The 24,347-nt window shown below is 63.4% G+C and carries 28 protein-coding genes and 1 tRNA gene; 16 read left to right on the forward strand and 13 right to left on the reverse strand.

The features are described 5' to 3' along the window. Positions 1 to 164: 164 nt before the first annotated feature. A complete protein-coding gene (locus ACOOGG_RS06440) occupies positions 165 to 473 on the reverse strand; it encodes a hypothetical protein (protein ID WP_420433467.1) in 309 nt (102 codons plus the stop codon). Between the two features lie 14 nt (positions 474 to 487). On the opposite strand from ACOOGG_RS06440, the gene ACOOGG_RS06445 reads away from it, so the two are divergent. Then, positions 488 to 694 (forward strand): hypothetical protein, encoded by a 207-nt coding sequence (locus ACOOGG_RS06445; protein ID WP_420433469.1) that lies wholly within the window; start codon positions 488 to 490, stop codon positions 692 to 694. Positions 695 to 822: 128 nt separating this feature from the next. Continuing rightward, a complete protein-coding gene (locus ACOOGG_RS06450) occupies positions 823 to 2,814 on the forward strand; it encodes a GmrSD restriction endonuclease domain-containing protein (RefSeq protein WP_420433471.1) in 1,992 nt (663 codons plus the stop codon). Positions 2,815 to 2,833: 19 nt separating this feature from the next. Here ACOOGG_RS06450 and ACOOGG_RS06455 read toward each other — a convergent pair whose 3' ends face one another. Next, entirely contained in the window at positions 2,834 to 3,658 is an 825-nt protein-coding gene (locus tag ACOOGG_RS06455) for a hypothetical protein (protein ID WP_420433473.1), read from the reverse strand. A 168-nt stretch (positions 3,659 to 3,826) separates the two neighbouring features. Between ACOOGG_RS06455 and ACOOGG_RS06460 the strand changes: the two genes are divergently transcribed. Next, positions 3,827 to 4,126: an LLM class flavin-dependent oxidoreductase gene (locus ACOOGG_RS06460; RefSeq protein ID WP_420433475.1), complete on the forward strand. Its 300-nt coding sequence runs from the start codon at positions 3,827 to 3,829 to the stop codon at positions 4,124 to 4,126. Between the two features lie 96 nt (positions 4,127 to 4,222). Here ACOOGG_RS06460 and ACOOGG_RS06465 read toward each other — a convergent pair whose 3' ends face one another. The 5 genes from ACOOGG_RS06465 to ACOOGG_RS06485 form a co-directional block, all read right to left on the reverse strand. Beyond that, positions 4,223 to 4,453 carry a hypothetical protein gene (locus ACOOGG_RS06465; RefSeq protein ID WP_420433477.1) on the reverse strand — a complete coding sequence of 77 codons (231 nt, stop codon included), beginning with the start codon at positions 4,451 to 4,453 and terminating at the stop codon, positions 4,223 to 4,225. Between the two features lie 27 nt (positions 4,454 to 4,480). Next, entirely contained in the window at positions 4,481 to 5,005 is a 525-nt protein-coding gene (locus ACOOGG_RS06470) for an XRE family transcriptional regulator (RefSeq protein WP_420433479.1), read from the reverse strand. Beyond that, positions 5,002 to 5,430, reverse strand: a complete 429-nt coding sequence (locus ACOOGG_RS06475) for a hypothetical protein (RefSeq protein WP_420433481.1) — start codon at positions 5,428 to 5,430, stop codon at positions 5,002 to 5,004. Before ACOOGG_RS06475 ends, ACOOGG_RS06470 begins: the two co-directional genes overlap by 4 nt. A 69-nt stretch (positions 5,431 to 5,499) precedes the next feature. Next, a complete protein-coding gene (locus ACOOGG_RS06480; RefSeq protein WP_420433483.1) occupies positions 5,500 to 5,790 on the reverse strand; it encodes a HigA family addiction module antitoxin in 291 nt (96 codons plus the stop codon). A 79-nt stretch (positions 5,791 to 5,869) separates the two neighbouring features. Beyond that, positions 5,870 to 6,091 (reverse strand): type II toxin-antitoxin system HicB family antitoxin, encoded by a 222-nt coding sequence (locus tag ACOOGG_RS06485; RefSeq protein WP_420433485.1) that lies wholly within the window; start codon positions 6,089 to 6,091, stop codon positions 5,870 to 5,872. An 88-nt stretch (positions 6,092 to 6,179) separates the two neighbouring features. On the opposite strand from ACOOGG_RS06485, the gene ACOOGG_RS06490 reads away from it, so the two are divergent. The 4 genes from ACOOGG_RS06490 to ACOOGG_RS06505 all read left to right on the forward strand — a co-directional run bounded on the left by ACOOGG_RS06490 (position 6,180) and on the right by ACOOGG_RS06505 (position 7,550). Beyond that, a complete protein-coding gene (locus tag ACOOGG_RS06490; protein WP_420433487.1) occupies positions 6,180 to 6,389 on the forward strand; it encodes a DUF2442 domain-containing protein in 210 nt (69 codons plus the stop codon). Positions 6,390 to 6,512: 123 nt separating this feature from the next. Next, on the forward strand, positions 6,513 to 6,749 hold the full coding sequence (locus tag ACOOGG_RS06495; protein ID WP_420433489.1) for a type II toxin-antitoxin system Phd/YefM family antitoxin: 237 nt from the start codon (positions 6,513 to 6,515) through the stop codon (positions 6,747 to 6,749). Positions 6,750 to 6,756: 7 nt separating this feature from the next. Continuing rightward, entirely contained in the window at positions 6,757 to 6,999 is a 243-nt protein-coding gene (locus ACOOGG_RS06500; RefSeq protein WP_420433491.1) for a type II toxin-antitoxin system RelE family toxin, read from the forward strand. A gap of 203 nt (positions 7,000 to 7,202) precedes the next feature. Further along, complete coding sequence (locus tag ACOOGG_RS06505; RefSeq protein WP_420433493.1) at positions 7,203 to 7,550, forward strand: hypothetical protein; 348 nt, start codon at positions 7,203 to 7,205, stop codon at positions 7,548 to 7,550. Positions 7,551 to 7,841: 291 nt separating this feature from the next. Here ACOOGG_RS06505 and ACOOGG_RS06510 read toward each other — a convergent pair whose 3' ends face one another. Continuing rightward, on the reverse strand, positions 7,842 to 8,777 hold the full coding sequence (locus ACOOGG_RS06510; RefSeq protein WP_420433495.1) for an alpha/beta hydrolase: 936 nt from the start codon (positions 8,775 to 8,777) through the stop codon (positions 7,842 to 7,844). Positions 8,778 to 8,872: 95 nt separating this feature from the next. On the opposite strand from ACOOGG_RS06510, the gene ACOOGG_RS06515 reads away from it, so the two are divergent. From ACOOGG_RS06515 to ACOOGG_RS06530, 4 genes are all read left to right on the forward strand, one after another. Beyond that, positions 8,873 to 9,982, forward strand: coding sequence for an LLM class flavin-dependent oxidoreductase (locus ACOOGG_RS06515; protein ID WP_420433497.1), 1,110 nt, complete (start codon positions 8,873 to 8,875; stop codon positions 9,980 to 9,982). A 61-nt stretch (positions 9,983 to 10,043) separates the two neighbouring features. Further along, positions 10,044 to 11,018, forward strand: a complete 975-nt coding sequence (locus tag ACOOGG_RS06520; protein WP_420433499.1) for an LLM class flavin-dependent oxidoreductase — start codon at positions 10,044 to 10,046, stop codon at positions 11,016 to 11,018. Positions 11,019 to 11,184: 166 nt separating this feature from the next. Further along, entirely contained in the window at positions 11,185 to 11,514 is a 330-nt protein-coding gene (locus ACOOGG_RS06525; protein WP_420433501.1) for a hypothetical protein, read from the forward strand. Beyond that, complete coding sequence (locus ACOOGG_RS06530; RefSeq protein WP_420433503.1) at positions 11,511 to 11,858, forward strand: DUF5615 family PIN-like protein; 348 nt, start codon at positions 11,511 to 11,513, stop codon at positions 11,856 to 11,858. The genes ACOOGG_RS06525 and ACOOGG_RS06530 overlap by 4 nt, the downstream gene beginning before the upstream one ends. A 9-nt stretch (positions 11,859 to 11,867) precedes the next feature. On the opposite strand, the gene ACOOGG_RS06535 is transcribed toward ACOOGG_RS06530, so the two are convergent. From ACOOGG_RS06535 to ACOOGG_RS06545, 3 genes are read right to left on the reverse strand one after another with little or no spacing between them, the layout of a single operon-like run. Then, the gene (locus ACOOGG_RS06535) at positions 11,868 to 13,133 is read right to left on the reverse strand and encodes a sulfotransferase family protein (RefSeq protein ID WP_420433505.1); all 1,266 of its coding nucleotides are present in this window, start codon (positions 13,131 to 13,133) and stop codon (positions 11,868 to 11,870) included. A gap of 35 nt (positions 13,134 to 13,168) precedes the next feature. Next, positions 13,169 to 14,254 (reverse strand): acyl-CoA dehydrogenase family protein, encoded by a 1,086-nt coding sequence (locus ACOOGG_RS06540; protein WP_420433507.1) that lies wholly within the window; start codon positions 14,252 to 14,254, stop codon positions 13,169 to 13,171. Positions 14,255 to 14,258: 4 nt separating this feature from the next. Beyond that, the gene (locus ACOOGG_RS06545; RefSeq protein ID WP_420433509.1) at positions 14,259 to 14,726 is read right to left on the reverse strand and encodes a hypothetical protein; all 468 of its coding nucleotides are present in this window, start codon (positions 14,724 to 14,726) and stop codon (positions 14,259 to 14,261) included. Positions 14,727 to 14,763: 37 nt separating this feature from the next. On the opposite strand from ACOOGG_RS06545, the gene ACOOGG_RS06550 reads away from it, so the two are divergent. Both ACOOGG_RS06550 and ACOOGG_RS06555 read left to right on the forward strand, forming a co-directional pair. Beyond that, complete coding sequence (locus ACOOGG_RS06550; protein ID WP_420433511.1) at positions 14,764 to 15,438, forward strand: glutaminyl-peptide cyclotransferase; 675 nt, start codon at positions 14,764 to 14,766, stop codon at positions 15,436 to 15,438. Further along, positions 15,431 to 16,144 (forward strand): DUF429 domain-containing protein, encoded by a 714-nt coding sequence (locus tag ACOOGG_RS06555; protein WP_420433513.1) that lies wholly within the window; start codon positions 15,431 to 15,433, stop codon positions 16,142 to 16,144. Before ACOOGG_RS06550 ends, ACOOGG_RS06555 begins: the two co-directional genes overlap by 8 nt. A gap of 3 nt (positions 16,145 to 16,147) precedes the next feature. Here ACOOGG_RS06555 and ACOOGG_RS06560 read toward each other — a convergent pair whose 3' ends face one another. Then, the gene (locus ACOOGG_RS06560; RefSeq protein ID WP_420433515.1) at positions 16,148 to 17,170 is read right to left on the reverse strand and encodes a hypothetical protein; all 1,023 of its coding nucleotides are present in this window, start codon (positions 17,168 to 17,170) and stop codon (positions 16,148 to 16,150) included. Between the two features lie 11 nt (positions 17,171 to 17,181). Between ACOOGG_RS06560 and ACOOGG_RS06565 the strand changes: the two genes are divergently transcribed. Continuing rightward, the gene (locus tag ACOOGG_RS06565) at positions 17,182 to 17,352 is read left to right on the forward strand and encodes a hypothetical protein (protein ID WP_420433517.1); all 171 of its coding nucleotides are present in this window, start codon (positions 17,182 to 17,184) and stop codon (positions 17,350 to 17,352) included. Positions 17,353 to 17,411: 59 nt separating this feature from the next. Here ACOOGG_RS06565 and ACOOGG_RS06570 read toward each other — a convergent pair whose 3' ends face one another. Further along, the gene (locus ACOOGG_RS06570; protein WP_420433519.1) at positions 17,412 to 23,468 is read right to left on the reverse strand and encodes an alpha-2-macroglobulin family protein; all 6,057 of its coding nucleotides are present in this window, start codon (positions 23,466 to 23,468) and stop codon (positions 17,412 to 17,414) included. A gap of 258 nt (positions 23,469 to 23,726) precedes the next feature. Between ACOOGG_RS06570 and ACOOGG_RS06575 the strand changes: the two genes are divergently transcribed. Next, a complete protein-coding gene (locus ACOOGG_RS06575) occupies positions 23,727 to 24,206 on the forward strand; it encodes a CarD family transcriptional regulator (protein ID WP_420433521.1) in 480 nt (159 codons plus the stop codon). Positions 24,207 to 24,270: 64 nt separating this feature from the next. Beyond that, positions 24,271 to 24,345 (forward strand) — tRNA-Pro (locus ACOOGG_RS06580). Positions 24,346 to 24,347 lie beyond the last annotated feature (2 nt).

The raw sequence follows: 24,347 nt of genomic DNA on the forward strand, positions 1-24,347 counted from the left end.
GGGCCGAAGATGAATTGCTCTAGGACTCCTATGCCTTGGCGTATGCCCATGCGGACTTTCATGAGGTGTTGGACATGCTGATTCTCGGAGGCGTTGTCGTCAACGTCGGCTAGCTTCCAGCGTTCGTACTCCATGGCCAGCTCGCCGCTCCAGTCGCCGTGCGATCAGGGGTGGTGCATGTAGCCGATGCCAATCATGCGGTAGTTGAACTGTTTCTCGAAGGTGATCTCGTGGCGGGTGTCGTCTTCCAGCGAGTTCAAGGCCAGGGTGGCGCATGTGGTCATGCGGCTTCCGCACTCGAACTCGATTTGGAGCGCCAGTCGATGCATGGGCTCGGCCTTGGAAGCGACCGGGCTCGGGAGCTCTCGGCCTTCGACGAGCCAGATGATCGGGCCGAGCGGGCGGCCAAGCTGACCGAGGGGGCTGAGCTGTTGGTTCGCCTGTGGTCCGAAGAGCGAGTGCAGCACCGCCACCGACGCCTGGGTGGTTGGTCGAGGGCTTCAAGCGCATCGTCGACGCCGTGTTCGAACAGCGGGGCTCGCTCGACGGGTTCGACTTCGTCTGCTCGGCTCACCCCAGCATCGACACCGCGCCATTCGTCGAGGCGGGGGCAACCTGGCTGCTCCACGCCTTCTGGCCTGGCAACACCCCAGAACAGGTACTCCGCTTCATCTCCCGGTTCGCTGAGCGGTAGGTCGGCTTCGTTCTGCTAAATGCAGGCGCTGACCCTGGACTTACGGAGGGGAGACGAAGGAACGCGCGTCGCGCCTAGTGAGCAGTAATAATCCATGAGTTCTCGCATCGCCGAGGAGGAGCGCTGTCATGAAGGTTTCGACAATTCTCGATCACATCGACAGTGGGCAGTTTGCGTTGCCGAAGTTCCAACGGGGCTATGTCTGGAATCGTGATCAGGTGCGCGGGCTAATGGATTCCCTCTATCGGCGGCATCCAGTAGGCAGCCTGCTGGTTTGGGTAACGGCCGCAGATGGAGCGCAGTCTCGCGGAGAGCATGAACTCTCCCAGGGAGTGGTTCAGCTTCTGCTGGACGGACAGCAGCGCATCACTTCGCTCTACGGCATCATCCGCGGCGCTCCGCCCGCGTTCTTCGACGGAAACGAAAAAGCATTCACCGGTCTCAATTTCAATATCAAGACCGAGGAGTTTCGCTTCTATCAGCCGACGCTGATGAAAGACGACCCGCTGTGGATCGATGTCACAACCCTCATGCGTGATGGGCACGCAGGGGTGGGTGAATACATCTCATGGATAAGCCAACACCCAGATCTTGCCTCCGGTCAGGGCGAATACATCGGCCGGCTCAACAGCATCCTGAGCATTAGAGATATCGAGCTGCATGTGGAGGAAGTGACCGGTGCTGACAAATCGGTCGAGGTCGTCGTTGACATCTTCAACCGGGTCAACAGCGGAGGCACGAAGCTCTCCCACGGGGATCTTGCCCTCGCCAAGATCTGCGGCTCATGGCCCGAAGGCCGTGAGCACATGCAGTCTGTTCTGAAGCGTTGGGAAGAGAGCGGCTACTACTTCAGCCTCGACTGGCAGTTGCGCAACATGAACGCCATCGTCACTGGCGAGGCGCGATTCGTCTACCTGCACGACACGCCGACAAGTTCCATCAAAGATGGGCTCGCCCGTGCCGAGAAGTCGATCGACTATGCCTTGAACCTCATCGCCGGTCGCCTGGGCCTCGATCACGACCGGGTTCTGTTCGGACGCTACGCCCTACCGGTAATGTCGCGGTATATCGACCAGCGCGGCGGACACCTCGGAGATGCCGCGGAGCGGGACCAATTGCTCTGCTGGTACTTCCAGAGCGCCATGTGGGGACGTTTCTCGGGATCGACCGAGAGCACCCTTGACGCCGACTTTGAGGCAATTGCAGAAAGGGAGCACGGCACTGATCGGCTGTTCGAGCAACTGCGGCTGTGGCATGGAAGCCTTCGGGTAGAACCTGCCCACTTCCGCGGCTGGAGCCTCGGAGCTCGCTTTTACCCAGTGCTGTACGCCCTTACACGTATCGGGGAAGCAAGGGACTGGGGTACGGGCCTGGCTCTCAAGAGCTCGCTGCTGGGCAAGATGAGCGCCCTTGAGGTGCACCACATATTCCCCAAGTCGCTGCTGTACAAGAAGGAGTTCAAGCGGCCTCAGGTGAACGCCGTTGCCAACTTTTGCTTCCTGACCAAAGACACAAACCTCCAGATCGGCGCTAGATCTCCCTCCGAGTATTTCGCGGAGGTCGAACAGAAGCACCCCGGCGCCCTCGCCTCGCAATGGATTCCCATGGACAGGGAACTCTGGAGGACGGAGAACTACCTTCAGTTCCTCGAGGAACGCCAACGCCTTCTCGCCAAGGCCGCGAACGAGCTCATTGAAGGGCTTCTCCATGGTGCCTCGTTGGCCGCTCCCTCGGATTCCGCAGAGTTCACAGAAGCTGTAGCGGCGACTATTCCCGGCGGAATCGAAGATGCTGAGGAAGAAGCCATCCTCAACGCCATCAACCAGTGGTTGAGCAAGCAAGGTCTCCCAGCTGGGATCATCGAGCACGAATTGTCCCACCCGGAATCTGGCGATCCGCTGGCAATTCTCGATCTCGCTTGGCCAAATGGCATCCAGGAGGGTTTCAGCGACCCTGTCGCCCTACTGCTCGGCGAAGGCCCCGAGACTCTCCAGGCTGCGAACGACCACGGTTTCCGGCACTTCACAACTGCCGAAGCATTCAAGCGCTACGTGGAGTCCGAAGTGATGGCCCTGACCGCTGGGAACGGGGATTGGGTCCCAGCTGAGAGCGCTTCATAGGAAGTGTGGAGAAACGGCCTCACGGACCGAGATGGCCCAGGTCGTTTAGGTCCGTAAGTGCTGCAAGTAGAACCTGCTTCGCTATGTGAGCAGTGTTCATCCGAGGCTCGAAGTTCTCCTTCAACTGTTGGCGGGGATGGATGTAGTTGCGGAACTCACGGACCTGGTCGGCATGCTTGAGGACGTCTTCTCCGATCACTCCGAGGGATCGCGACACCCTGATCAACTCGGCCAGCGTCCAGTCGTCGAGAGGCTTCGGCTTGCCCTTCTTCATCGGTGCAGTATCGCAGGAGATGTAGGCATCCGGATTGGCCAGAGCTACTTCCATCAAGAGACCTTCCAGGGTGCTCCCGACCAGGAAGATTACGGCGAGCGGTGCCTCTACAACTAGACATCGTTCAATCTCAACAATGCGAGCCTCCACGACCTGTTTCGCAGTGAGTCCACTAGGCAATGCGCTGAAATCGATCTCACCGAAGTCCTTCTCGAGGAACTCCACGTCGGCTAGCGAATTCGGAGCTACGGGCTGGGTGAGAATTGACTTGAGGTCGGAGTACATCTGCTCTTCAAACGATGTGAGCTCCCTATTGGCAGAATGCCTCTTGAAAAGCCATAGCTCGAGGAGTTCGAGGTTGAGCCTTGCCACGTCCTCTCCGGGTTCTCGTTCCCAAATCTGGCGCAGGATCTTCGCCTTGGAGCCTTGGTACCGGTCGTATGGGTCGAATCCAAGGCAGCCTTCGATGAAGTCGGCGAATGAGCTGTTTGTGAAATCGAGGACGTAGCCACCCGACATCTCAAGAAGCTCCTCCAGCTTCTGTCTAGTGAGATTGTTGATCTGGCCCAACTACAAGATTCCCTGCTCTTGAGTGCAAACCTACCTGCACAAGTGCAAACTAATCAGGTAGTTGCGACTGACAGCCGACCGTTCTGGCATATGTCTTGACGAATCTGACAGAGAATGCCTCTGTCGTAGTTCAAACGAGGGTCGGGAGTCGTGCAACATGGGTTGACGATGCCGTTGTTTGGAGCGTTGGCGGACCTGGTGGCGTTTAGGGACATCGCTGAGGCTGCTGATGAGGCCAGGATTGACGGGGTGTTCGTTTGGGACCATGTGCTCAGCCCGGTTGAGGGCCAGTGGCCGATTGCCGATCCGTGGGTTGCCCTGGCTGTCGCGGCAACTCGCAGCCGGCGAATCAAGGTCGGGCCGATGGTCACGCCGCAGGCGCGTCGAAGGCTCATCAACGTCTCGCAGGCGACGCTGTCGCTCGACCAGCTCAGCGGGGGAAGGGTGATCCTCTCTTCGGCATCGTGATCACGGCTAATGCCCGTGATCATGGCCTCATCACTTTGCCGTGCGGGTTGCTGCGTTTTACAGGTAGGCGTCGAGTGCGTCTCGGATGACTTGGCTTTAGGTCTTGTCATCGGATGCTGCCCGCTGCTTGATCCGGCTCTTGTAGCTGGGGGGAGCACGGAATGTGTACACCTCGGCCCGTGCCTCTCCAATCCTTGGTGAGCGACGGCGCGTCCGCTTGATCTTGGTGAGTTCGTTGGGCGTGAAGTCGCGGTTCTCGAAGTCCGCGGCAACAGACTCGATCTCATCGCCGGTCAGCGTCCTGTTGGTCTTGGTCTCGTTGCTCATGCTCGCTCCCCGGTGAGGCCGCAACAGCTAGCTGGATTTGCCGGTGTCGTAGCCGGCGAGTCCGTCCGTCTTGTCTACGCGCCCCGTTGCCTCATGTACTACATGACGGCCAGTGGCAGGCTCGGCGATTCGGGGCAAGACATCTATGACGTAGTCAGGAGGCTTGGGGCCGATTTGGAGCGATACCGGTGAAGAGTCCGGGTAGGTGACTATGAGATGGAGGTCGCCACCGGTTGCCTGGATGAACGAGCGGAGTGTGGACAAAAGGATGTCGCTTCGGTGCTCTAGGCGCGACACGGCAGATTGGTCCATGTCAAGATTCATCCCGATCACCTTTTGGGTGAGCTTGCGGGCCCGGCGGACTTGGGCCAGGGTGCTTTGGCGGGCGGAGATCTCTTCAGCCAGCTTGTTGAAGGCCTCCACGGCTATGGGGGACTCAGCCAGCATTTCGTAGAACTGCTCGAGGCTGTCGTCTTGTTGCCAGGCGCTATCGGGAACGTCCTCGATGCTGGCATCATCGACGGGGACTGCTGGTCTGGTCGGGTTGGTCATTTTGGTCCTCCGCTTTTGTGGATGGGTTTGTAGCCGGGGTGCTGTTGGCACCACTGGTCGATCCTGACTTCGGCTTGGGTGATGTTGGCTGGGTACCAGTCGTTGCCAAGGAGGGTCTTGTCGCCTCCTTTGGCTAGGACTGCTATTTCGTGTCCGGTGTGGTGTCGGACGTATCCGTAGAGGAGCCGCAGCACGGGCGGCCCATCGGCATACGGCGTGGTCTGGGTTGGGGGGTTGCGCCGAAGGGCGTGAAGGTCGTAGTGGGTGCTCGACACCGGGTGCGACTCGTCCCCCTCGAGTTCGCGGCCGCAGTTCTCCAGGGCGTTGATCAGGGCCATGACCTCGCCGAACACTTCGTGGAGCTGGGCAGTTCCCGCTAGTGATCTGAGCCAGTCGGCGAATAGAGGGTGTTGGCGAACCTCCATAAATATGAAGTGTACATCATATTCTGGTCTTTGGGTCAGAGGTTCAGGTCAAGGTTTCGCGGCTGCCGGTCAGGCGATTGGGCGGCCCGTCGGCAGTGCTTCCACCGCCTCGCCGATTTCTTGGCTGGCAACCGCCAAGTCGTGCTGGGTTTGTAGGTTCATCCAGAACTGGGGCTCGACGCCGAACCAGTGGCCGAGCCGAAGCGCCGTATCGCCGGTGATCGACCGCTTTCCGGCAATGATCTGAGACACGCGATTGGGCGGCACGGCGATCTGGCGGGCGAGCTCGGTCGGAGCGATCCCGAACTCCTCCAACTCGCCCTTTAGCACCTCCCCTGGATGCACAATTTGTCGCAGCATTACTGGCTCTCGGTTTCGCAGCCAAAGAAAGACCCGGCCCTCATGGTGCCGGGTGGGTGCCCTCAATATACCGCTTCAACTAGCCAACCTCGACCTCGATTTGGGTCACATATATCTCCTCGCGCAGCCGGCGCTCAGCCTCATCGACAGATGCGCTCTCAAAAAACAGCGTGAGTGCCTCGGCAAGGTTCTCCCGTGCCTCGGTGACCGTTTCTCCCTGGCTTGCGACATCGACGTTCGGGCAGAACGCGACGTAGCCGTCACTCTCGCATTCAACTACCGCGGTCAAGCGTCTGTTCACCTCACACCTCCCGTCGCAAAATTACCGGCTGGCGGGACTGGGGCAAGTCGTTCGCTAATGGCGGGGAAATGCAAATATCGTTTGTCTCATGCTGTCGCCGCATGTGGTTGAACTCGAGGTTCGAGAGCAGTACAAGCTCTGGCTGCGATTCGATGACGGCATCACCGGTACTGTCGATTTGTCGGACAGCGCGGCGCTTGGGGGCGTTTTCGCCGGTCGGGCTGACGAGCGATTCCAAGAACGGCTTGCCGCATCGATGGCGCGCAATCAGCGGATCCTCGAACGCTTGGCCCAATAGGGCACAGCAGCGGGCTCTCGCCAAGCGCTTGGTCAAGTCGGAGTGCAAAATAGGAAATTGCGTTCTGCATAGAATTCTGTACAATTCTTCCGCAGTCAGATCCGACGACTGCTGGAGACTCCCATGACCCCGCTTACCGAGGCCCGCAGCCGGCTCAGCGAAATTGTTGACGAAGTCGAATCGACCGGCTCGACGATCGAGATCTCTCGGCACGGACGACCCGTAGCCGTCGTCATGAGCTACGAGGAGCACGAATCGCTTCTCGAAACGCTGAACATCCTCGCCGACGAGGCGACTATGGACGCCATCGCCGAAGCCGAGCGAGACATCGCTGCGGGCAACTTGCTCGAACTCGACTGAAGTCCTCGTGGCAAAGTTGGCGCGCCGCGCCGAGAAGGATCTTGATCGCCTGCCCGAGGCACTGGCGACCAAGGCAAGGGAGATCATCCGGCGCCTCGATCAAGAACCGCACCTGGGCAGAAGACTGGCCGGGCCCCTCCAAGGAAAGCGTGCCACCCGCCTGGGTCGATCCCATCGAATCATCTACACAGCAAGCCAAGGCCAGGTCATTGTGCTGACAATTTCACACAGAAGGGATGCCTACCGCTGATGCCTACCGCCCCAACCGAAAAGCCCCACCACGTGACGGGACGCCCCCTTCGAGCGGCTTAGGCCTTGCCCGCATCCCCGTCCGCTCCGACGAAATCGCAATGGGCTGAGATTGGTTGCCTCTACAGCTATTATTACTATATTTCCATATATTTTCTTGTATACAGTGTTGATGCCAGTGGAAGCGGCCGCTAGAGTTGCGGCATGGAAGTGGTCTCCTTGTCGGACCTTGGGCCGGTGCTCGCGGCAACGTTGGGGCCAGTGCTGGGCTTTGCGGTCGCGTCAATGCGCTACCACCACCTTGACACCCTCAAAACCCGGGAACTGATCACCCAATCCAACAGGGAGACTCTCCAAGAGGCCACCCGGCAGTTCAAACTGCTCAGCACCTCGCTAGCCGAGCATCGACAGGAGACGAAGGAGGGCTTCAAGGAGATGACAGCCAACCTCACCGACGCCCGGGAGCGAATCGCCCGCATCGAAGGCAACATGGGCATCACCCCCCCGCCCACCAAAAGCGACGGCCAAACCACCGACCAAGCCGAACAATAGGCACTCTGACCAGACCCCGTTTTCTTGGTCCAGCGGTCCAAACTCTTGGGGTCATGTCGATGGGGTGTTTGGGGTGTGCGCGTACGCGGAAAAGCCCCTTTGGTGCGGGACGATGTGAATAGATGAGCAAACATCGTGACCGCAGAAAGGGGCATCTCCGAGGTGGAGGTTAGCAGCACCCGCGATGCGAAGGTGACAGGCGGCGAAGGCCAGGTAATCGTGCTGACGACTTCACCGTGCTGACTATTTCACAATGAATGGATTCCTGCCGCTGATCCCTTCCAGGTCGGGCTACCCCGACAGCGCGGCTTTCACTGCGGCCGCGGCGGTCTCCTGGGCGGCGACGGCGCCGGGGATGGCCAGGGTCATGCCGAAGAACCCGTGGAACATGCCGTCGAAGCGGTGGACCTCGCAGGCCACACCGGCTTCTTCCAAGCGGCGGCCGTAGGCCTCTCCCTCGTCGCGCAGCGGGTCGTACTCGGCGGTGATCACACAGGCCGGGGGCAGCCCGCTGAGGTCGTCGGCCTTGATCGGCGAGGCAAAGGGGTTGTCGCGGTCGGCGACGTCGGCGTACTGGTCGTAGAACCAGTCCATCGACTCCTTGGTCAGGAAGTATCCGGTGCCGTTGTCGGTCTGCGACGGCCAGGCGTTGGAGTCCATGTCGCAGCAGGGGTAGATGAGCAGCTGATGGGCGATGGCCGGGCCGCCCCGGTCACGGGCCATCAGAGCCACCACCGCGGCCAAATTGCCCCCCGCGCTGTCGCCGGCCACCCCCAGCCGGGCAGCATCGGCGCCGATGTCCGCCGCGTTGGCGGCCACCCACTCGGTGGCGGCGTAGCAGTCCTCGGCCGCGGCCGGAAACCGGGCCTCCGGCGCCAGCCGGTAGTCCACCGACACGAACACCATGCCGGTGCGGTTCACCATCTCGCGCACCTGGCCGTCGTGGCTGTCGATGCCGCCGATCACCCAGCCCCCGCCGTGGAAGAACACCACCACCGGGCAAGGCTCGTCAGATGTCGTGGCCCAGTAGATGCGTATCGGCAGATCGGTGCCATCTGGGCCAGCGATGATGCAGTCGTCGGTGCGGGCCACGTCTTCCACCGGCATCTCAGCGAGCTGGAACCGGTTGCGCAGCTCCTCTGCGGTCAGCGAGGCGATGCCCGCAAAGCTCGACCCGTTTTCTTCCATCATGTCCATTACGGCCTTGGCGGCCGGATCTAGTGCCATGGGTCGCACCCTAGTTGTCCGTATTCGCTGGCTTCGGGTCGCGCCGTTTACCATCTGCCCCGACAACTCACCGCCGCATACACAAGGGGAATGGCATGGAGTTTGCGATGTTCTACGAAATTCCGGTGGCTCGGCCCTGGAATCCCGACAGCGAGTACAACGCCTACCAGAACACCATCGAACAGGCCGTTTTGGGCGACAAGATGGGCTTCCACTCCTTTTGGACGGTGGAGCACCACTTCTTGGAGGAGTACTCCCACTGCTCCAACCCCGAGGTGCTCTACGGCCACATCGCGGCCCTCACCGAGAACATGCGGCTGGGCTACGGCGTGCGGCTGCTGCCCAAGCCCTACAACCACCCGGTGCGCACGGCGGAGTCGGTGGCGGTGCTCGACCTCATCAGCAACGGCCGGGTGGAGTTCGGCACCGGGCGCTCGTCCACCCGGGCCGAGTTGGAGGGCTTCGGCATCCACCCCAACGAGACCCGGGCCCAGTGGGACGAGGCCCTGCGCCACATCGTGGGCTGCTGGACCAATGACGAGTACGAGTTCGAGGGCGAATACTGGTCGATGCCCAAGCGCCGGGTGCTGCCCAAGCCCCGCCAAGACCCGCACCCGCCCATCTGGGGCGCCACCAGCTCGGTGCCCGGCCACTACGAGATCGGCAAGCGGGGCATCGGGCTGTGCTCGTTCACGGTGGGCTCGCCGCCTGAGGACTTGGCCGAGCGCATCGAGACCTACCGCAAGGGCCAGGCCGACTGCGATGAGCCGGTGGGCAAGTTCCGCAACGACCGGGCCGCCACCTTCACCATGGTCCACTGCAACGAGACCAACGAGAAGGCCCGGGCCGCCTCCGAGGAGTCGTTCGTGTGGTATCCGGGCTACGGGGGCGGGCTCATCGCCTCGGTGGCCGACTACCTGGCCGACCTAGAGGTGGCCGAGCTGGGCTCCTACTCCTACACCGGCGATGCCGCCCAGAGCCGCGACGAGGGCCTCTTGGGCCAGATCACCATGGACTACATCTGGGAGTCGGGCGCCGCAGTGGTGGGCGACCCCGACCGCTGTATCGAGGTGGCCAAGCGCTACGAGGCGGTGGGCTGCGACCTTTTGTTCTGCCTGCTCAACCCGTACAAGATGAGCCACGAGGATGTGATGACCTCCATCGAGCTCATGGGCAAATACGTGATCCCCGAGTTCAAGAGCTGACTTGGGCGGATGATCTCGCCATCCGAGTTCGATAAGAGCTAGTCGACAACAGGAGACGGCCATGGCCCTGCACAACATCCGCTACGACTTCCGGTGCCCGGACATCTGCCCGGTGCCGGTGGACGAGCTCTACGAAGCAGCCATCGAACAGGTGGTGTGGGCCGAAAAGCTGGGCTTCGTGTCGGTCACCCTGTCGGAACACCACGGCTCCGACGACGGATACCTGCCGTCGCTGGTGGCCATGGCCTCGGCCATCGCCGCTCGCACCGAGTCCATCCACATCATGCTGGGGGCGTTGATCGCCCCCATGCACGACCCGCTGCGAGTGGCCGAGGACCTGGCTGTGCTCGACCGGATCAGCAAGGGCCGTATGAGCGTGATCGTGGCCGGCGGCTATGTACCGTCAGAATTCGCCATGTTCGGCCATGAGATGAAGGACCGGGTGGCCCTCACTGTGGAGATGGTGGACACCCTCAAGGCGGCCTGGACCGGCGAGCCGTTCGAGTTCCGGGGCCGCACCGTTTGCGTCACGCCGACGCCGTATCAGGACCCCCGGCCGATGATCTGGCTGGGAGGCAGCTCTGAGGGGGCAGCCCGACGGGCAGCCCGCATCGCGGACGGGTTCTTACCCTCGCTCCCCGAGTTCTGGGACCACTATCGCGACGAGGTCATCAAGCTGGGCAACCCCGATCCCGGTCCGGCCTCATCGGGCAGCCCCGGATATCTGCACATCACCCACGACCCCGACGCCACCTGGGCCAAAGTCGCCCCCCACGCCCTGCACGAGATGAACGCCTACGGCCGCTGGGCCACAGAGTCGGGTGCTGCCACCGGATATGAGCCGGTGAGCGACGCCGACGCGCTGCGGGCCATGGGCATGCACCAACTGCTCACCCCGCCCGAGGCCATCGAGATGATCAAGGCCATGGGCGACTTCGACGCCCTAATGTTCCACCCCCTAATGGGCGGCCTAGACCCCGCCCTGGCCTGGGAAAACCTCCACCTCTTCGAATCCGAGGTCCTACCTCACCTCTGAAATACCTTTGTATTGCAATGTAGTGCCATGTAGCGTAATTCTGAAGCGGCTAAACGCCAGAGAGGTGTGAGCTATGTCTCGTCCTACATCATTCCGGCTTGAGGAAGAACTGCTAGAGCGGCTCGATACTGAGAGCCGCGCGGCTTCTATGTCGACTACTTCTCTTGTGAGCTCGCTGCTCGATGAGGGGCTGAAGACCCGCGAGTTCCCCGGGGTGGTCTACCGCCCCGGTCCCACCGGTCGACGAGCTGGGCTTGTGGGGGGTCCCGACGTTTGGGAAGTGATCCGCGATCTGCGGCACTGGCCGGGCCGGGGCATGGAGCGCGTCGAGCGCCTTGCTGAGGATCTCGACTTGCCGGTGAGCATGGTCAGCTTGGCAGCAGATTTCTACAGCGCCTTCCCCGTGGAGATTGATGCTCGTATCGAAGCCGACGAACAGGCTGCCGAGCAGATCAGTCGGCGGATAGAAGAACGCGAGAACTTGCTGTCGTCTTGAGATGGCTCATCGACGAGATGCTGCCTCCGACTACAGCGGAGGAGCTGAACGCACTAGGCCACGACGCCATCAGCGTCGCTGCTGTCGGGCTCGCTGGAGCAGATGATGAGTCGATCTATGCCGAAGCCCTCAAGCAAAGCAGAGTGGTGGTGACCGAGAACTTCTCAGACTTCGCTGTGATCGCCGCCCATCGACTCGCCAACGACTACCCCTGCACACCCGTAGTGCTGTTCCGCAAAGCCGACCACCCCCGCAGTGGCGCATTAGCCCACCACCTCGCCCGCCATCTACACCATTGGGCCACCCGAAACCCCTACCCCTACCCCGGACCCCACTGGCCCTAGGGTCTCCTACTACCCCTCCGAAGGCACCTGGTACCGCTCGACGTAATCGGCGAACTGCTCGCGGAGGTCGTCGGCGTCTAGGCCGAACTGGTCCAGGGTGTAGCGGTGGCGGCCGAAGCGGTCTTGGGGGTTCTCCTCCATCCACGCCTGCATCTTGCGTCGGCCCAAGTCATCCAACTCCATGCCGAAGTGGCGGTAGATACGCTCCACCGAGCCCACGGGGTCGTCCATGAGCTCGGCGTACTGGAGGTCGAACACGGTGTCGTCAGAACCTCGCCGGTCGCGGAACTCGGTGCCTGCCTTGATGCCGTGGAGGCACTTGTCCCGCCAGCGTCGGCCCACACCGGCGAAGTCCACTTTGTCAGTGTTGGTGGCGTGGAGGGTGCAGTTGAGGCTGGCCACGGAGCCGACCACCTTCATCGGATCGCGGTGGGTCCACACCACTCGGGCATCGGGATACACGGCGTACACCGCGTCCAAGTGCCACATATGCCCCGGTGTCTTCAGCGCCCACCGCTGGGTTGGGATGGTGGATTGCAGCATCTGCAAGCACAGCCGGTGGAACTCATAGGCCGGGACCATGTCGCAGGTCTCAAACCAGGCGCCGTAGGCGTCGAAGGTGCCCTGGGTCTCGAAGTGGATCGACTTGAACTCCCCGCCCAAAAGCGTCACGCACTCGGTGGGCAGCGTGGCCGCCATGGGGTGCATGGCCTGCACGCTGGGGGCCAGCTTGGACAACTGGCCCGAGCCCTTCACCGAGGCGGCGATGCGGGGATCCTCGCGGTGGTTCGACAGGGTGGGCGGGGGCACCACCGCGGCGGCCTCCCAAGCCAGCAGAGATCGGTTCTGAGGATCGAGATCCAGCAGATTGCTGAGCAGTGTGGTCCCGGTGCGGGGCATACCAGTCACCATGATCGGAGCGGTGATCTGCTCGCGGGCCACCTCGGGATGGCGATTGGCCCAATCCACCACCCGCAGGCGCATCTGAAGGGTTGTGTCTATCAAGCCCCCCAGGATCATCCGCCCCAACTTGCTCAGGTTTCCCTCGTCGTTGATCGAGTCCACCAGGATCTCGAATCCCTCTTGCCAGCCGTCGGGGCCGAAATCGTCGAGCTTGGCCGACTTTTGGGCCTTTTCCACCAACGCGTCGGCGTTGAGCCGCCCATGTGCCGGTCGAACGCGGCGAAGGGTGCGGCCATAGCTGTTGAGCGCCCGCACCACCACCGGAAGGGAGGAACCATCGGTGGCCCGGACATCTCGCTTGGCTTCGCTCATGGTGGCTTAGGTTAACCCTCCCTATGCGGCTGGGATCAGGCGGTGCCGGCGGCGAGGGCGCCGCCGATGCGCAGGAGCTGTGCCGTGGAACCGCCCAGAGAGAGCTCGAGGTGCTTGGCCCACACGTAGTAGCGCCACAGGGGGTAGTCGCGGTCCACGCCCATGCCGCCGTGGAGGTGCTGGGCGGCGTTGGCCACCCGCTGACCGCCGTCGGCCGCCCAGTACTTGGCCACCGCCACCTCGGTGGATGCCTCTAGGCCCTGGCCGAGGCGCCAGCACGCTTGCAGAGCGGTGAGCCGGATGGCTTCGGTGTCGATATAGGCGTCGCCCACTCGCTGGCCCACGGCTTGGAAGGTAGCGATGGGACGGCCGAATTGCTCTCGTTCGCTGGTGTAGGCCGCGGTCAGCCGCAGGGCCTCGCTCACTACTCCCACGGCCACTGCGCTCAACGCCGCCGTACACCGTTGAACGAGCCAATCCACCGGCGCAGCGTCGGTGCCCAGCCGCTCGGCTGGCGCGTCGGACAGCACCACTTGGCCCTCGAGCAGGCCCGAAGTGGTCTCCTGAAGCACGACCTCAACTTGCGAGGCTGACTTGTCCACCAAGAAAAGCCCGATGCCACCGCTAGTCGACGCGGGCACCAAGAGACAGTTGGCCTGATCGGCGAACGGGACCATCTCTTTGGTCCCGCTAAGTGCCCAGCCGTCGTCCGTCACCGCCGCCGAAGTGCTCGGGTGGCCGGGGTCGCGGCCCGGCTCGACCAATGCAGGCGACACCAGCACCGATCCGTCGGCCATTTGCTCCAAACAACGATGGTCGGGGCTGAACTCGGCCACCGCCATGGCTGCCACCGGGGCCAGAAACGGCACTCGTGCCGTCGCGCGGCCGATCTCCTCCAACATCAGGCAGGTGGCCATAAATCCCAGACCACCCCCGCCATGCTTCTCTGGCAGGGAGACGCCCACGAGCCCGGCTTCGCTCAGCGCCTGCCACGCTTGGACATCGTGGGCTGCGCCATCAGCCTCTAGTTGCTTGTGCCGTTCTGGGGTTGACAGGTCACCCAGGATCTGGCCGCTCAGATCGGCAACTGCCTGCTCCTGCTCTGAAAGGGAGAAATCCACGGTTTCAGTGTTGCACCCCTCTGTACGGAGAGCGCATTTGGGCCAAAATGGCTTCTCTGACACGTATTCGCACGCTCTGCGCGGCAATCTGCCTGCCGACCGCGGTCGCCCTATTGTCGGCCTGCGGCACCGACGCGCCCCCACCGGTGGCTTTGCCTGAAGCGACGGCTACCGAGGAGGCCCCGGCATCGCCAGAGCCGTCCGCTTCCCCCGCACCTACCGCAGCCCCCACCGCACCGACAACCCCGGGCCCCACCGCACCGACAACCCCCGAAACCACCGCCGCGCCAGCGGAACCGGCAACCCCAGCCCCCAAACCCACCGCCGCGCCGACCCCGGCCCCCACCGCACCGACAACCCCCGAACCCACCGCCGCGCCAGCGGAACCGGCAACCCCAGCCCCCGAACCCACCGCCGCGCCCATCCCGGCCCCCACCGCACCGGCAACCCCCGAACCCACCGCCGCGCCCATCTCGGCCCCCTCTTGGTCGGGAACGCTCAGCTATCAAGTGCTGGCCACCCATCCCCACGACACATCAGCATTCACCCAAGGGCTGCTGTGGTTCGACGGGCTGGTGTATGAGAGCACCGGGCTGCGGGGGCAGTCGGTGCTGCGAACAGTGGACTTGCCCACCGGCCGCGTGCTCCAGGAGACCCCCGGCGAGCCCCAGCACTTCGGGGAGGGCTTGGCCCTGGTCGACGACCAGCTCATCTGGCTCACCTGGCAGGCGGGCGCGGCCACGGTCCACCACCGGGACACGCTGGAGCAGACCGGCACCTTCGCCTACTCCGGCGAGGGATGGGGGCTGTGCCACGACGGCGACCGCCTGGTGATGAGCGACGGGTCGAACAGCCTAACCTTCCGACACCCCGAGACCTTCGAGGTGCTGGGCTCGGTGCCGGTTATCGATACCAACGGACAGCCAATCAACCGGCTCAACGAGCTGGAGTGCATCGGCGACGACGTGTGGGCCAACGTGTGGCTCACCGACCGCATAGTGGTGATAAACCCGGACACCGGCGCAGTCATCGCCGAAGCCGACATGGCCGGGATCATCAGCCCTCATCCGGAGCTGGCCGACAGCAACAACGTTCTCAATGGCATCGCCTACCGGCCCGACACCGGCACCTTCCTCATCACCGGCAAGCGATGGCCCACCGTATTCGAGATCCGCTTTGAATGACTCCGCTCTGGTCGCCGGAGTGGATGCGGCCAAGGGCGGGTGGGTCATGGCCATCACCGGCACCGACCCCGGCTCGCCAGTGGCGTTCTCATTGTGGCCGTCATTTGCCAAGGTGTGGGCCGAGGCCCGGTCGCAGGGGCTGCTGGCCGTTGGCGTTGACATGCCCATCGGACTTCCAGGCCAGGACCTGCGCCGATCCGACATCAAAGCCCGGGAGTTGCTCGGCCCCCGCCGATCCTCGCTGTTCTGGACCCCACCGCTGTGCGTGCTCGACGCCGCCGACCACGCCGAGGCCAACCAGAGGGGACGAGCCCACACCGGCCGGGGCCTTTCCATCCAAGCGTTCCATCTGCTGCCAAAGGTGCGAGAGGTACGTGCTGAGCTGACTCCAGAGAACCTAGACCCCCACGCCAAACCCCGAGCGGCCGAAGTCCACCCCGAGACCAGTTTCGCCGTTCTGGCCGGAAGGTCCATGGAATCATCCAAGCGCCAACCACCGGGGCGAGCCGAGCGATTGGCCGTGCTGGCGCCGGAGTTCTCCAACCTGGCCGAGGATCCCGCCCCTGTGCCGGGCGCTACCGTCGACGACCTGCTCGACGCCGCCGCAGCAGCCTGGACCGCCCGGCGCATGGCGGCCGGCACCGTGATGATCTTGGGACCAGACGAGGTAGACGCCACCGGCTATCCGATGGCCATCTGGGCCTGAGCTCTACGACAACTCGGTGTAGCCGGGAGTCTCCAAGTGAGGGGTCTTGAGGTAGACCTTGGCCTCGGGCGAGCCCTGGAACCGTCCATGGCTCCAGCGCACCTCCACATGGCCATCCACATGCACGGGAGTGTCGGTGGCCTTGATGATCAGATCTCCCCTCCACCGCACCACCGGCTGCACCCGGGCCTCGGGCCATACGTCGAACGACTTGAACGCGAACCGCTGGCGAAAATCCCACGGAGTGTCCACCCGATAGCGCACCGGTCGGCGGCAATGGTCGGTACCCAGCACGAAATAGGGCGCAGGCTGGAGACGCAGCAAGCGCCACAACGCCTCCTCCCGATTAGTCGCCCGACGTCCCAGCGCCTTCAGCCATCGCTCGGCGGAGGCCTGCGACACCGCCACTGAGAACCAGCGAGCCGGCTCAGACAGCGGTTCGGGCCATCGGCGGGCAAAGGGCCGTTTCAGCCGCTTGTGCTGGTCGGCGTTCAAATCGGTGACCGAAGGCGGCAGGTCGTCGAATCCTTCCTCGTGGGCGACCAGGTACTGGCGGGCGGCTTGATAGAGATCCTGGTACTCGGCCAGGGCCACCTCGGCGTACCAGTCCCCCGAACCTGCTCGCCTTACCTCCAGCAGCCGCTCGAACAGATGCCCCGGCGACACGTTGTGCAGCAGCCTCGACCCGTACTTGCAGCTCACCAGATACACATGGTCGATCCGCAGGTCAGCCGGCGTCTGCTCATAGGAGGGCGCCAGGTGCGGCCCCTTCCACTCCACCCGCTTCGGCCGCCTTCCCCGCAGCCCGTCCTCGGCCCCGGCGAAGGCCACACCGTTGGCCCAAGCCTCCTCGAACTGCACCCCGTACTTGCCGTCATCCCTCGCGGCAACCAGCTTTTCGTAGTGCTGGCTCTCCACCCCCACCATCTCCGCGGGACGGTTCGTCAGCGCCTCGTCCACCGACGCCAAACCGAGCATCCCCAGCCCGGTGACGATCTCGGTTATCTCGGTGCGAAGCGAAGCCATCCTCGCCCATCTTGGCCGCTGAACTGCCGCGGTGCATGGAGTTCAACTGGAAAGCGGGAGGCAGAAGAGGACGGGACACGCTGGAGCAGACCGGTACCTTCGCCTACTCCGGTACCGACACCGGCACCTTCCTCATCACCGGCAAGCGCTGGCCCACCCTATTCGAGGTCCGCTTTGAATGACTCCGCTGCCTTCCAGGCAACTCAGAGCCTTTGAGTGACGCCGCTGCCTCCCAGGCAACTCAGCGTTGGTCTTGCACGATGACGGTGTCGGTACCGGAGCGGCCGAACACCTCGGGGGCATAGATCTCCTCGGCCTTGGCCGGGGGCACCACGAAAGTGCCCGGTGTGGTGGCCCGGGCCACGTAGCTGTACTCGTGGACCCCGGCCCGCAGGTACGACGAGAAGGCCTCGGCCCGGTCGTCGCGGAGGTTCTGGTGCTCATACCAACTCCACCACCACGAGGCGCCGACCTCACCGCGGGAGGCGCCGACCTCACCGGTCACCGCCAACGCCGGATTGAGCGGCTCGAAGCCCGCCGGCATGGGGTCCACCAGCGCCATGTTGGTGCGCCGGCTGTCGTTGACCATCAATAGGTTCACCCGCACCTCGGCGCCGGACCGCACATGCCACACGCCGTCGTCGTCGAGCCAGACGTCGTCGGGGTCGTCGACTGCCTCATAGCTGCGCTGCACCACAAACCCCCGGTCGAGGGGATCCAGGTTCAGGTCTTCGGGGGCGTAGCGGAGCCCAAGGCGGTAGTAGAGACGGCCATCGCCGTCCTTTTGGACAATCAGGTCGGCGTCACCGTCGGCCAACAAATCCTTCATTGGTACCAGTGTGAAGCCGCGGTCGGTGCTGCGACCGGCGAACTCGTGCTGCGCCGCATAGAGGTCGCCCAGCCACACTCGGGCCACGAAGTCGGGGTCGGTGGCCTCAAAGGCGCCGAAGTAGCGGTTGAGGGCCAACAAGATGAACGAGTTCTCCTGGACGTTGTTCCAGCGTCCTTTGATCTGATTGCCCAACAGCCCGGCCACCACCTTGGGAATGAGGTCCGAATCGGGGGCCATAGCGATCAAGGCGTCCAGCACGATGCCGTCGGTGCGGCGGTCGGAGTCAAGGATCAAGTAGGCGTCTTCGCCGTAGTCGGTGGTAAAAGTGGCTGCGCCGGCTGTCTCCGTGACTCGGTTGTTGAAGACGCGTTCAATCTCGGCCTCGATTTCGTCATCTTCCACCAGCGGCCAGATCCAGGCCAGGGCGTCCAAGCCCAAATCCGCTCCCCTGCGGTTCCAGAGGCTGCGGGCATCGCGGCTTACTTCGTCTCCGGCTAGGGCGCGCACATGAAGCGCATAGGCGGTCAGCATTTCCCTGGACCGCGGGCCATACTCGTGGGGGATGTGGTCCTCAATGTTCTCCAAGTACCAAAGACCATCCTGGATGACATCTCCTGCAACCGCGAAGCCGTTTTCGCGAGCCGTCAAGAGCGCGTGCATGGCCTGAATCGACGGATAGGGATACGACCCGGCTCGGCGCGACCACCATCCGAAGCCACCGTCATAATTCTGAAGGGCCGACAGCTCGGAAATGTCGCGGCGAACCACCGCGTCGAGCTCATCAGGGCTGCCAAGACCCTCGGCCTCGAAGGCGTCGAGCACGTCTCGCAGAGCAGACACAGCCAAGATGCGGCTGGCATAGGCGTCGCTGCTCTCGTACCGATATTCGGCGAGATACAGCACCGCATCGGTCAGCGCTTGGAGCGCGGTGGAAGAGGTGTTGACCTCTAACCCGCCGAACTGGGGAATCACGTCGGTCGGCGCGGCAATCGGCTGGACGACGGAGCCCTGGTCCACCACGCCATAGGCGGCGAACGCCTCGCTGGTGGCCGGGGTGTACACCGGCAGGGCGACAGCTTGGGCGTCGGCGTGATCGCCCGACACCGACACCGCTGCGGCGCGCAGGCGGGCCTCACCCGGTGAGATCGTGCGAGCCGGGAATCGGACCTCGACCCGGTCGTTGGCGGGCACCTCGACCCGGCGTCCCGGCGATCCCAACAGTTGGAGGTTGGAGGTCTGCACCACCACATCCACCTCCATGACGGCGTCCGTCTGGTTCTGCACCACGATCGGCAACTCGAACTCGTCGCCGAAGTTCAAGAACCGCGGCGCCGAGGGGCGGACCTGGAGAGGCAACCGAGCGGTGATAGCCGATTCGGCTGTTCCGAAGCGCTCGGCGCCGGACACCGCCACCGCCATCACCCGGTAGCGGGTGAGGTTGTCGGGCAAATCGAACTCGACTGCAACCCGCCCGCCAGCGTCGGTAACCGCTTTCGGATCGAACAGTGCCAATGCACTGAGGTTCTGGCGGACGTCGATAGGGGATCCGCCTTGATCGGCGCCAACGGCGGCGGCGCCTCTGGAGTTGGCCGCGCCCATATCGTCGGCCGCGAAGTCTGCCTCGGCGGGTGCAATAGCTGCCTCCTCGGCAAATTCAGTAATCGCGCCCCTTTGCAGCTCCGCCCCATCGGTCGATTCGCCTACTCCTTCCAGCAGGATCTCGCCCCTGCTTCGGAATGTGCCCAAGTACACGCCCCAGGGGCTGTAGAACACGTCGATCGGGTCCATCAGCTCGTAGCCGGACAGAGCCAGCACCGCCTCGTCCACCACGATCAGCAAAACGTCGGCGCCCTCCACGGGAGCACCCTCGGCATCGCTTACCTCCACCTCGATGCCCATGGCTGCACCGGGCTCGGCCACATCAGACGATGGAGTCGCAACCACATCCAGAGCCCTCTTCATAGGCGGAACCCGTAAGATGACCCGGCCTGTGGCATAGGCGGGGCGGGGCGGGGCGCCGTCGATCACGGTCCCGTCGTCAGCGGTGCGCTCAGCGGTTGACACCAGCTCCACCTGCACAGTCAACTCAGGCACATGATCGTCGGTGATCGCAATAGCGAGCACCGCGGCGTGGTCGGAAACCTCGAAGGTCCGGGTCTCGATGATCTTGCTGTGGACGATGGTGACCAGCCCGGTTGCCGACTCAAACGGCGAGACGACGAGGATCTCGGCGGTATCGCCCGCTTCGTAGGCCTCCAAATCGGGGATGAGCTCGGCCTCCTCAAGCTCGACGTTGCGGCTCCGCGCGGAGTCTCCCCCGCCGGAAACCCACCGGGTCAGCTCGCTGCGGCTCACCTGCCCGTCGTCGTCGGCCACTCGGGCATCAATGCGGTAGCGGCCCCCGGTTGCGGCGGCGAATTCGCAGGACACCGGCGCTTCGGCCGAGGTGACAGCGCAAGTCTCCTCGTCCAATGCGACCTCAACCCATTCGCCGTCGATGAACTGGTAGACGATGCGTCCAGCGGTTACCTCGAACGGGCGCCCGGGCACGGCGTTGCCGTCGATGTCGGTCACCACCGCCTCGATGTCGAGCCCGTCTCCGGCTTTGACGAAGGAGCGGGCGGAGCGAAGGCCCACATACAGGCGGGCAGGGTGGACCAGAAGATCGGTTGAAGATGCCCATTGCTGGCGGTTCACGTCGATCACCTCGGCTTGTGCAGTCACCGTCGAGGGGAGGTGGTCGGCCTCGCCCTCGAAGTCGATGCGAAGGACATGGGTGCCGCCGGCATCGGTTCGTCCGGCCAGGTTCTCCCTTTCCGGCTCGACCCACGGATCGCCCGGCCAGAAGCTACCGCCGCCCCACCGCCAGGGGCGCCACACGCCAAACGTGAAGTCGCTCCAGTCGGGCGGGGAGTAAGTCGCCTGGCGGGTTGTGACAGTCCAGTACACATCGGCGTTAGGCAGGGCCCCGCCTGAGAAGTACTTGGCGTCCACGGCCACCTCAGCAGGCTCGTCCACGAAGTACGGCCCCGCGGCAATGGTGCGCGTGGTCACCTCGAACTCAGGTCGGCGGAACTCCTGGATTTGGAAGTAGTGGGTGTGCCCGCTGTCGGCGCCCGAGGAACGCCGTTCGAAGACGATCCAGGCGTTTCCGAGATTCGACTGCTCGCTCAATTCCACCTTGAGGTTGAAGCCGCCGAGCTTGTCTAGGCGGGTGGTGCCGCTGTCCAGTTGATTGCCGAATGGGTCGTACACCTGATAGGCGATCAGCTCGCCCTCGGGGAGAAACTCCAGACCTCCGTTGCCGCCCAGGTCCAGATTTCGGACCCAGCCCTTCAAATTCAACGACTCGCCGGGCCGGTACATGCCTCGATCGTCAGCGGCGTACCAGATTGTCCGGTCGGCTTGGGGCTCCCCTCGCAAGTAGACGGGATACACCGCCTCGTCCTCGCCAAGGGTTGCGGCCACCACCTCAATTGGGAATCGTCCGAGAGTGGTGCGGACTAGTCCGCTTTCGTCGGTCTCTAGGTTCTCCGCTGCTCCTTCGAACCTGATTCCCACCCCACCCAGAGGCTCGCCGGTTCGCAAATCGGTGGTCCAAACCACCAAGTCGCCTTGATGGCTAATGAGGTCTACCCCGATGTCGGTGTCTTGCACCCATGCCACAACCGGTCTGTTGCACCGAATCGAGTCGGCGGCCCCCGCTGGGCTGCCAACAGACTCAACAACGGCGACCACGTGGCCGTGCTGGCCGGCCAATACGGGGGACAGGTCAATGGGAACCTCAACTATGTCGCCATGGTCGATTCCGGTGTCGAGCATCTCTTCATGAGACAACGGCCACGGCACTTCGGGCAGACTCGGATTCAAGGGATCGGACCCGCACCAGTTTCGATCCAAATCCCTCAAGAAACCCTGGTAATCCTGTAATTCGCTCACCTCGACGCCATACAGACGAACCCGAAGCTGCTCCCACTGCCGCACAAGAATCGGGATCGTCTGCTGTGTCCCCAACGGGTCTATGGTGGCGAAGTCCCCCCCTTGTGACATCAAGAGCGGCTGTGGCTTTTCGATGGTGAACTCCAGAGTCTGCGGTGCCCCGAGGGTCTGGCCGAACTCGTCTCCCAAGGTGCCTGGAATCACCACTTCATAAACAGTGTCTCCCGCCGTTCGCCCCCTGATTTCGAGCCAGTTCCAGCTAGCCGAGATAGCGGCGTCGGGGAGTTGGGGGGAGATGGAGAAACCGGCCGCGTCAAGCGTGCTTGGATCGAGGGGATTGTTGAACTGCACGTCGAGCCCGTATCCCGGATAGCACTCATAGGTGGTCGGCTGGCAGCCTGCGTCAACAACTCGCAGTGGCCCGTAAGTGCGAGCCGACACCGTCCACGAGTCATCGCTGGTGTTCGGACCCTCAGCCGATGGCACATGAGGACCCACTTCGATGCTGATAGCGGAGTCGGCGTCCAGCGGTGTCGTCGGGCGGAATGCAAGCCAAGTCCCATCTGTCGCCGACTCGATCCGATCCTTGATCTGCTCGTCCGCCTCGATCTCTTCGTCGGTGGCAAGGCGGATTGCCCGCTCTTGCCCACCCGCGGTCAACATGGTGGATTCGAGAACGGCGGCAGGTTCGATCCTCTGGTCGAAGGTCACCAAGAACACCGGCTGAAGACCCAGAGAGTCGTGCTGGGGGTTGAGATCCAGCATGGTGGGCGGAGGGGTCTCGAACGTGAAACGCACAGCCTCCGCCAGTTCTTTGCCGGCTTGCGACCTCGTGCCGGCGGGGATTTCCACCGCATATGAAGTGGCCATCGGCAGGCGGTCCAGCACCTCCGGGTCGTGCTCGAAGCGGAGCGTACGGGTGCCGATCCACTGCCAGCGGCCCGGCAGCGTCGGCGTGATGGTGGCCGGCACGTCGAGGGTGTCAAGCTGTTCGAGGGTGGCAAGCGGCACCATTGGCTGGTTGAAGGTGATACTGGCGAATGGGGCGAGGCCCACCATTCCTGTGGGTTGAACTCTCAAGACTTCCAGTGGCCCGGGATCGACAGGAGGGGCCTGCGACTCCGGCCCAGCCGGGAACGGGTGCTCAATCGTCGTCCCAGTGCGGGGCGGGGGAAGCGACTCGGGCGGCCGATTGACATCGACGCTGCCGCCCGCGCCGTCGCCTACGGCGCCATCCCATGGTGGCAGTCGGTCGATCACCGCGGCGATCTCCGATTCGTCGAGCGCCTCGCCCTCCACCAGGGCCGCCTCTGGGGGGTCTTCGCCCGGTGTGGTTCCGCCGTGGCTTAGGCGAACCCCAAGCAGGGGTGCCTGGTTCGGATCTTCCACGCTGGCCACTCGGATTGCGGCCCCACCGTCGGCCTGGCCGCTGCCGTCGACGGAGGGCTCTTCTCCACCTAGGCATCCGGCAGCCAGCAGCGCTACTGCGAAGCCTGCGATCACCAGTTGTCTCAGATAGCTCTTCATCGTCTCCCATGCTTCCAGATCAGATTGCGGGTCACCATGGGAGGTAAGACGACGGGAACCGCTGATTAGTTCCCTCGGTGGCGGTCTCGGTTATCCCAGTGCGGAGCGGAGTCATCTTTGCCCATCTTGGCCGCTGGGCTGCTGCTGGGCACGGAGTTCAACCGGAAAGCGGGAGGCAGAAGAAGAGCGCGCCCAAGATGCCAAACCGCATCCGGTGATGGCATCCTTAAGGGGTTCCCCTGAGCCACTCGGAGCACAATGACGTTCAAAAAAGGTGACAAGGTCGTCTATCCCCACCACGGGGCAGCGACCGTCGTCAAAAAAGAGATGAAGCAGGCCTTCGGAGAGAAGACCGAATACTTGGTGCTGCGCATGGCCCACGGCGAGATGGTGCTCTCGGTACCCGTGGACAAGGCCGAGGAAGTGGGCATGCGGTGGCCCATCTCCACCGAGGATGTGGAAGACCTGTTCGAGGTGCTCCGCAAGCGCGACGTGCGGGAGCCAGCCAACTGGAGCCGCCGGTTCAAGAACCACCAGGAGAAGCTCAAGTCGGGCGACGTCTACCAGGTGGCCGAGGTGGTGCGGAACCTGGCGCTGCGGGACCAGAACAAGGGGCTGTCTGCCGGCGAGAAGAGCCTATTCAACAAGGCCCGCAACGTGCTGGTGTCGGAGCTGAGCTTCTCGCTCAACGTCTCCGAGGACGAAGCCCTCGATCGAGTCGAGCAAGCCCTGTCCTGAAGCCAGGACCAGAAAAACAAGCTTCTCGCTGCCACCCTGCCGGAGGGTACGCTTTCCCCCAACACGGGCTGTGGCGCAGTTTGGTCAGCGCACCTGCTTTGGGAGCAGGGGGCCGCCGGTTCAAATCCGGCCAGCCCGACT

The sequence above is a fragment of the Candidatus Poriferisocius sp. genome (genome assembly GCF_965214065.1).
In the GTDB taxonomy this organism is placed as follows: Bacteria; Actinomycetota; Acidimicrobiia; order Acidimicrobiales; family Bin134; genus Poriferisocius.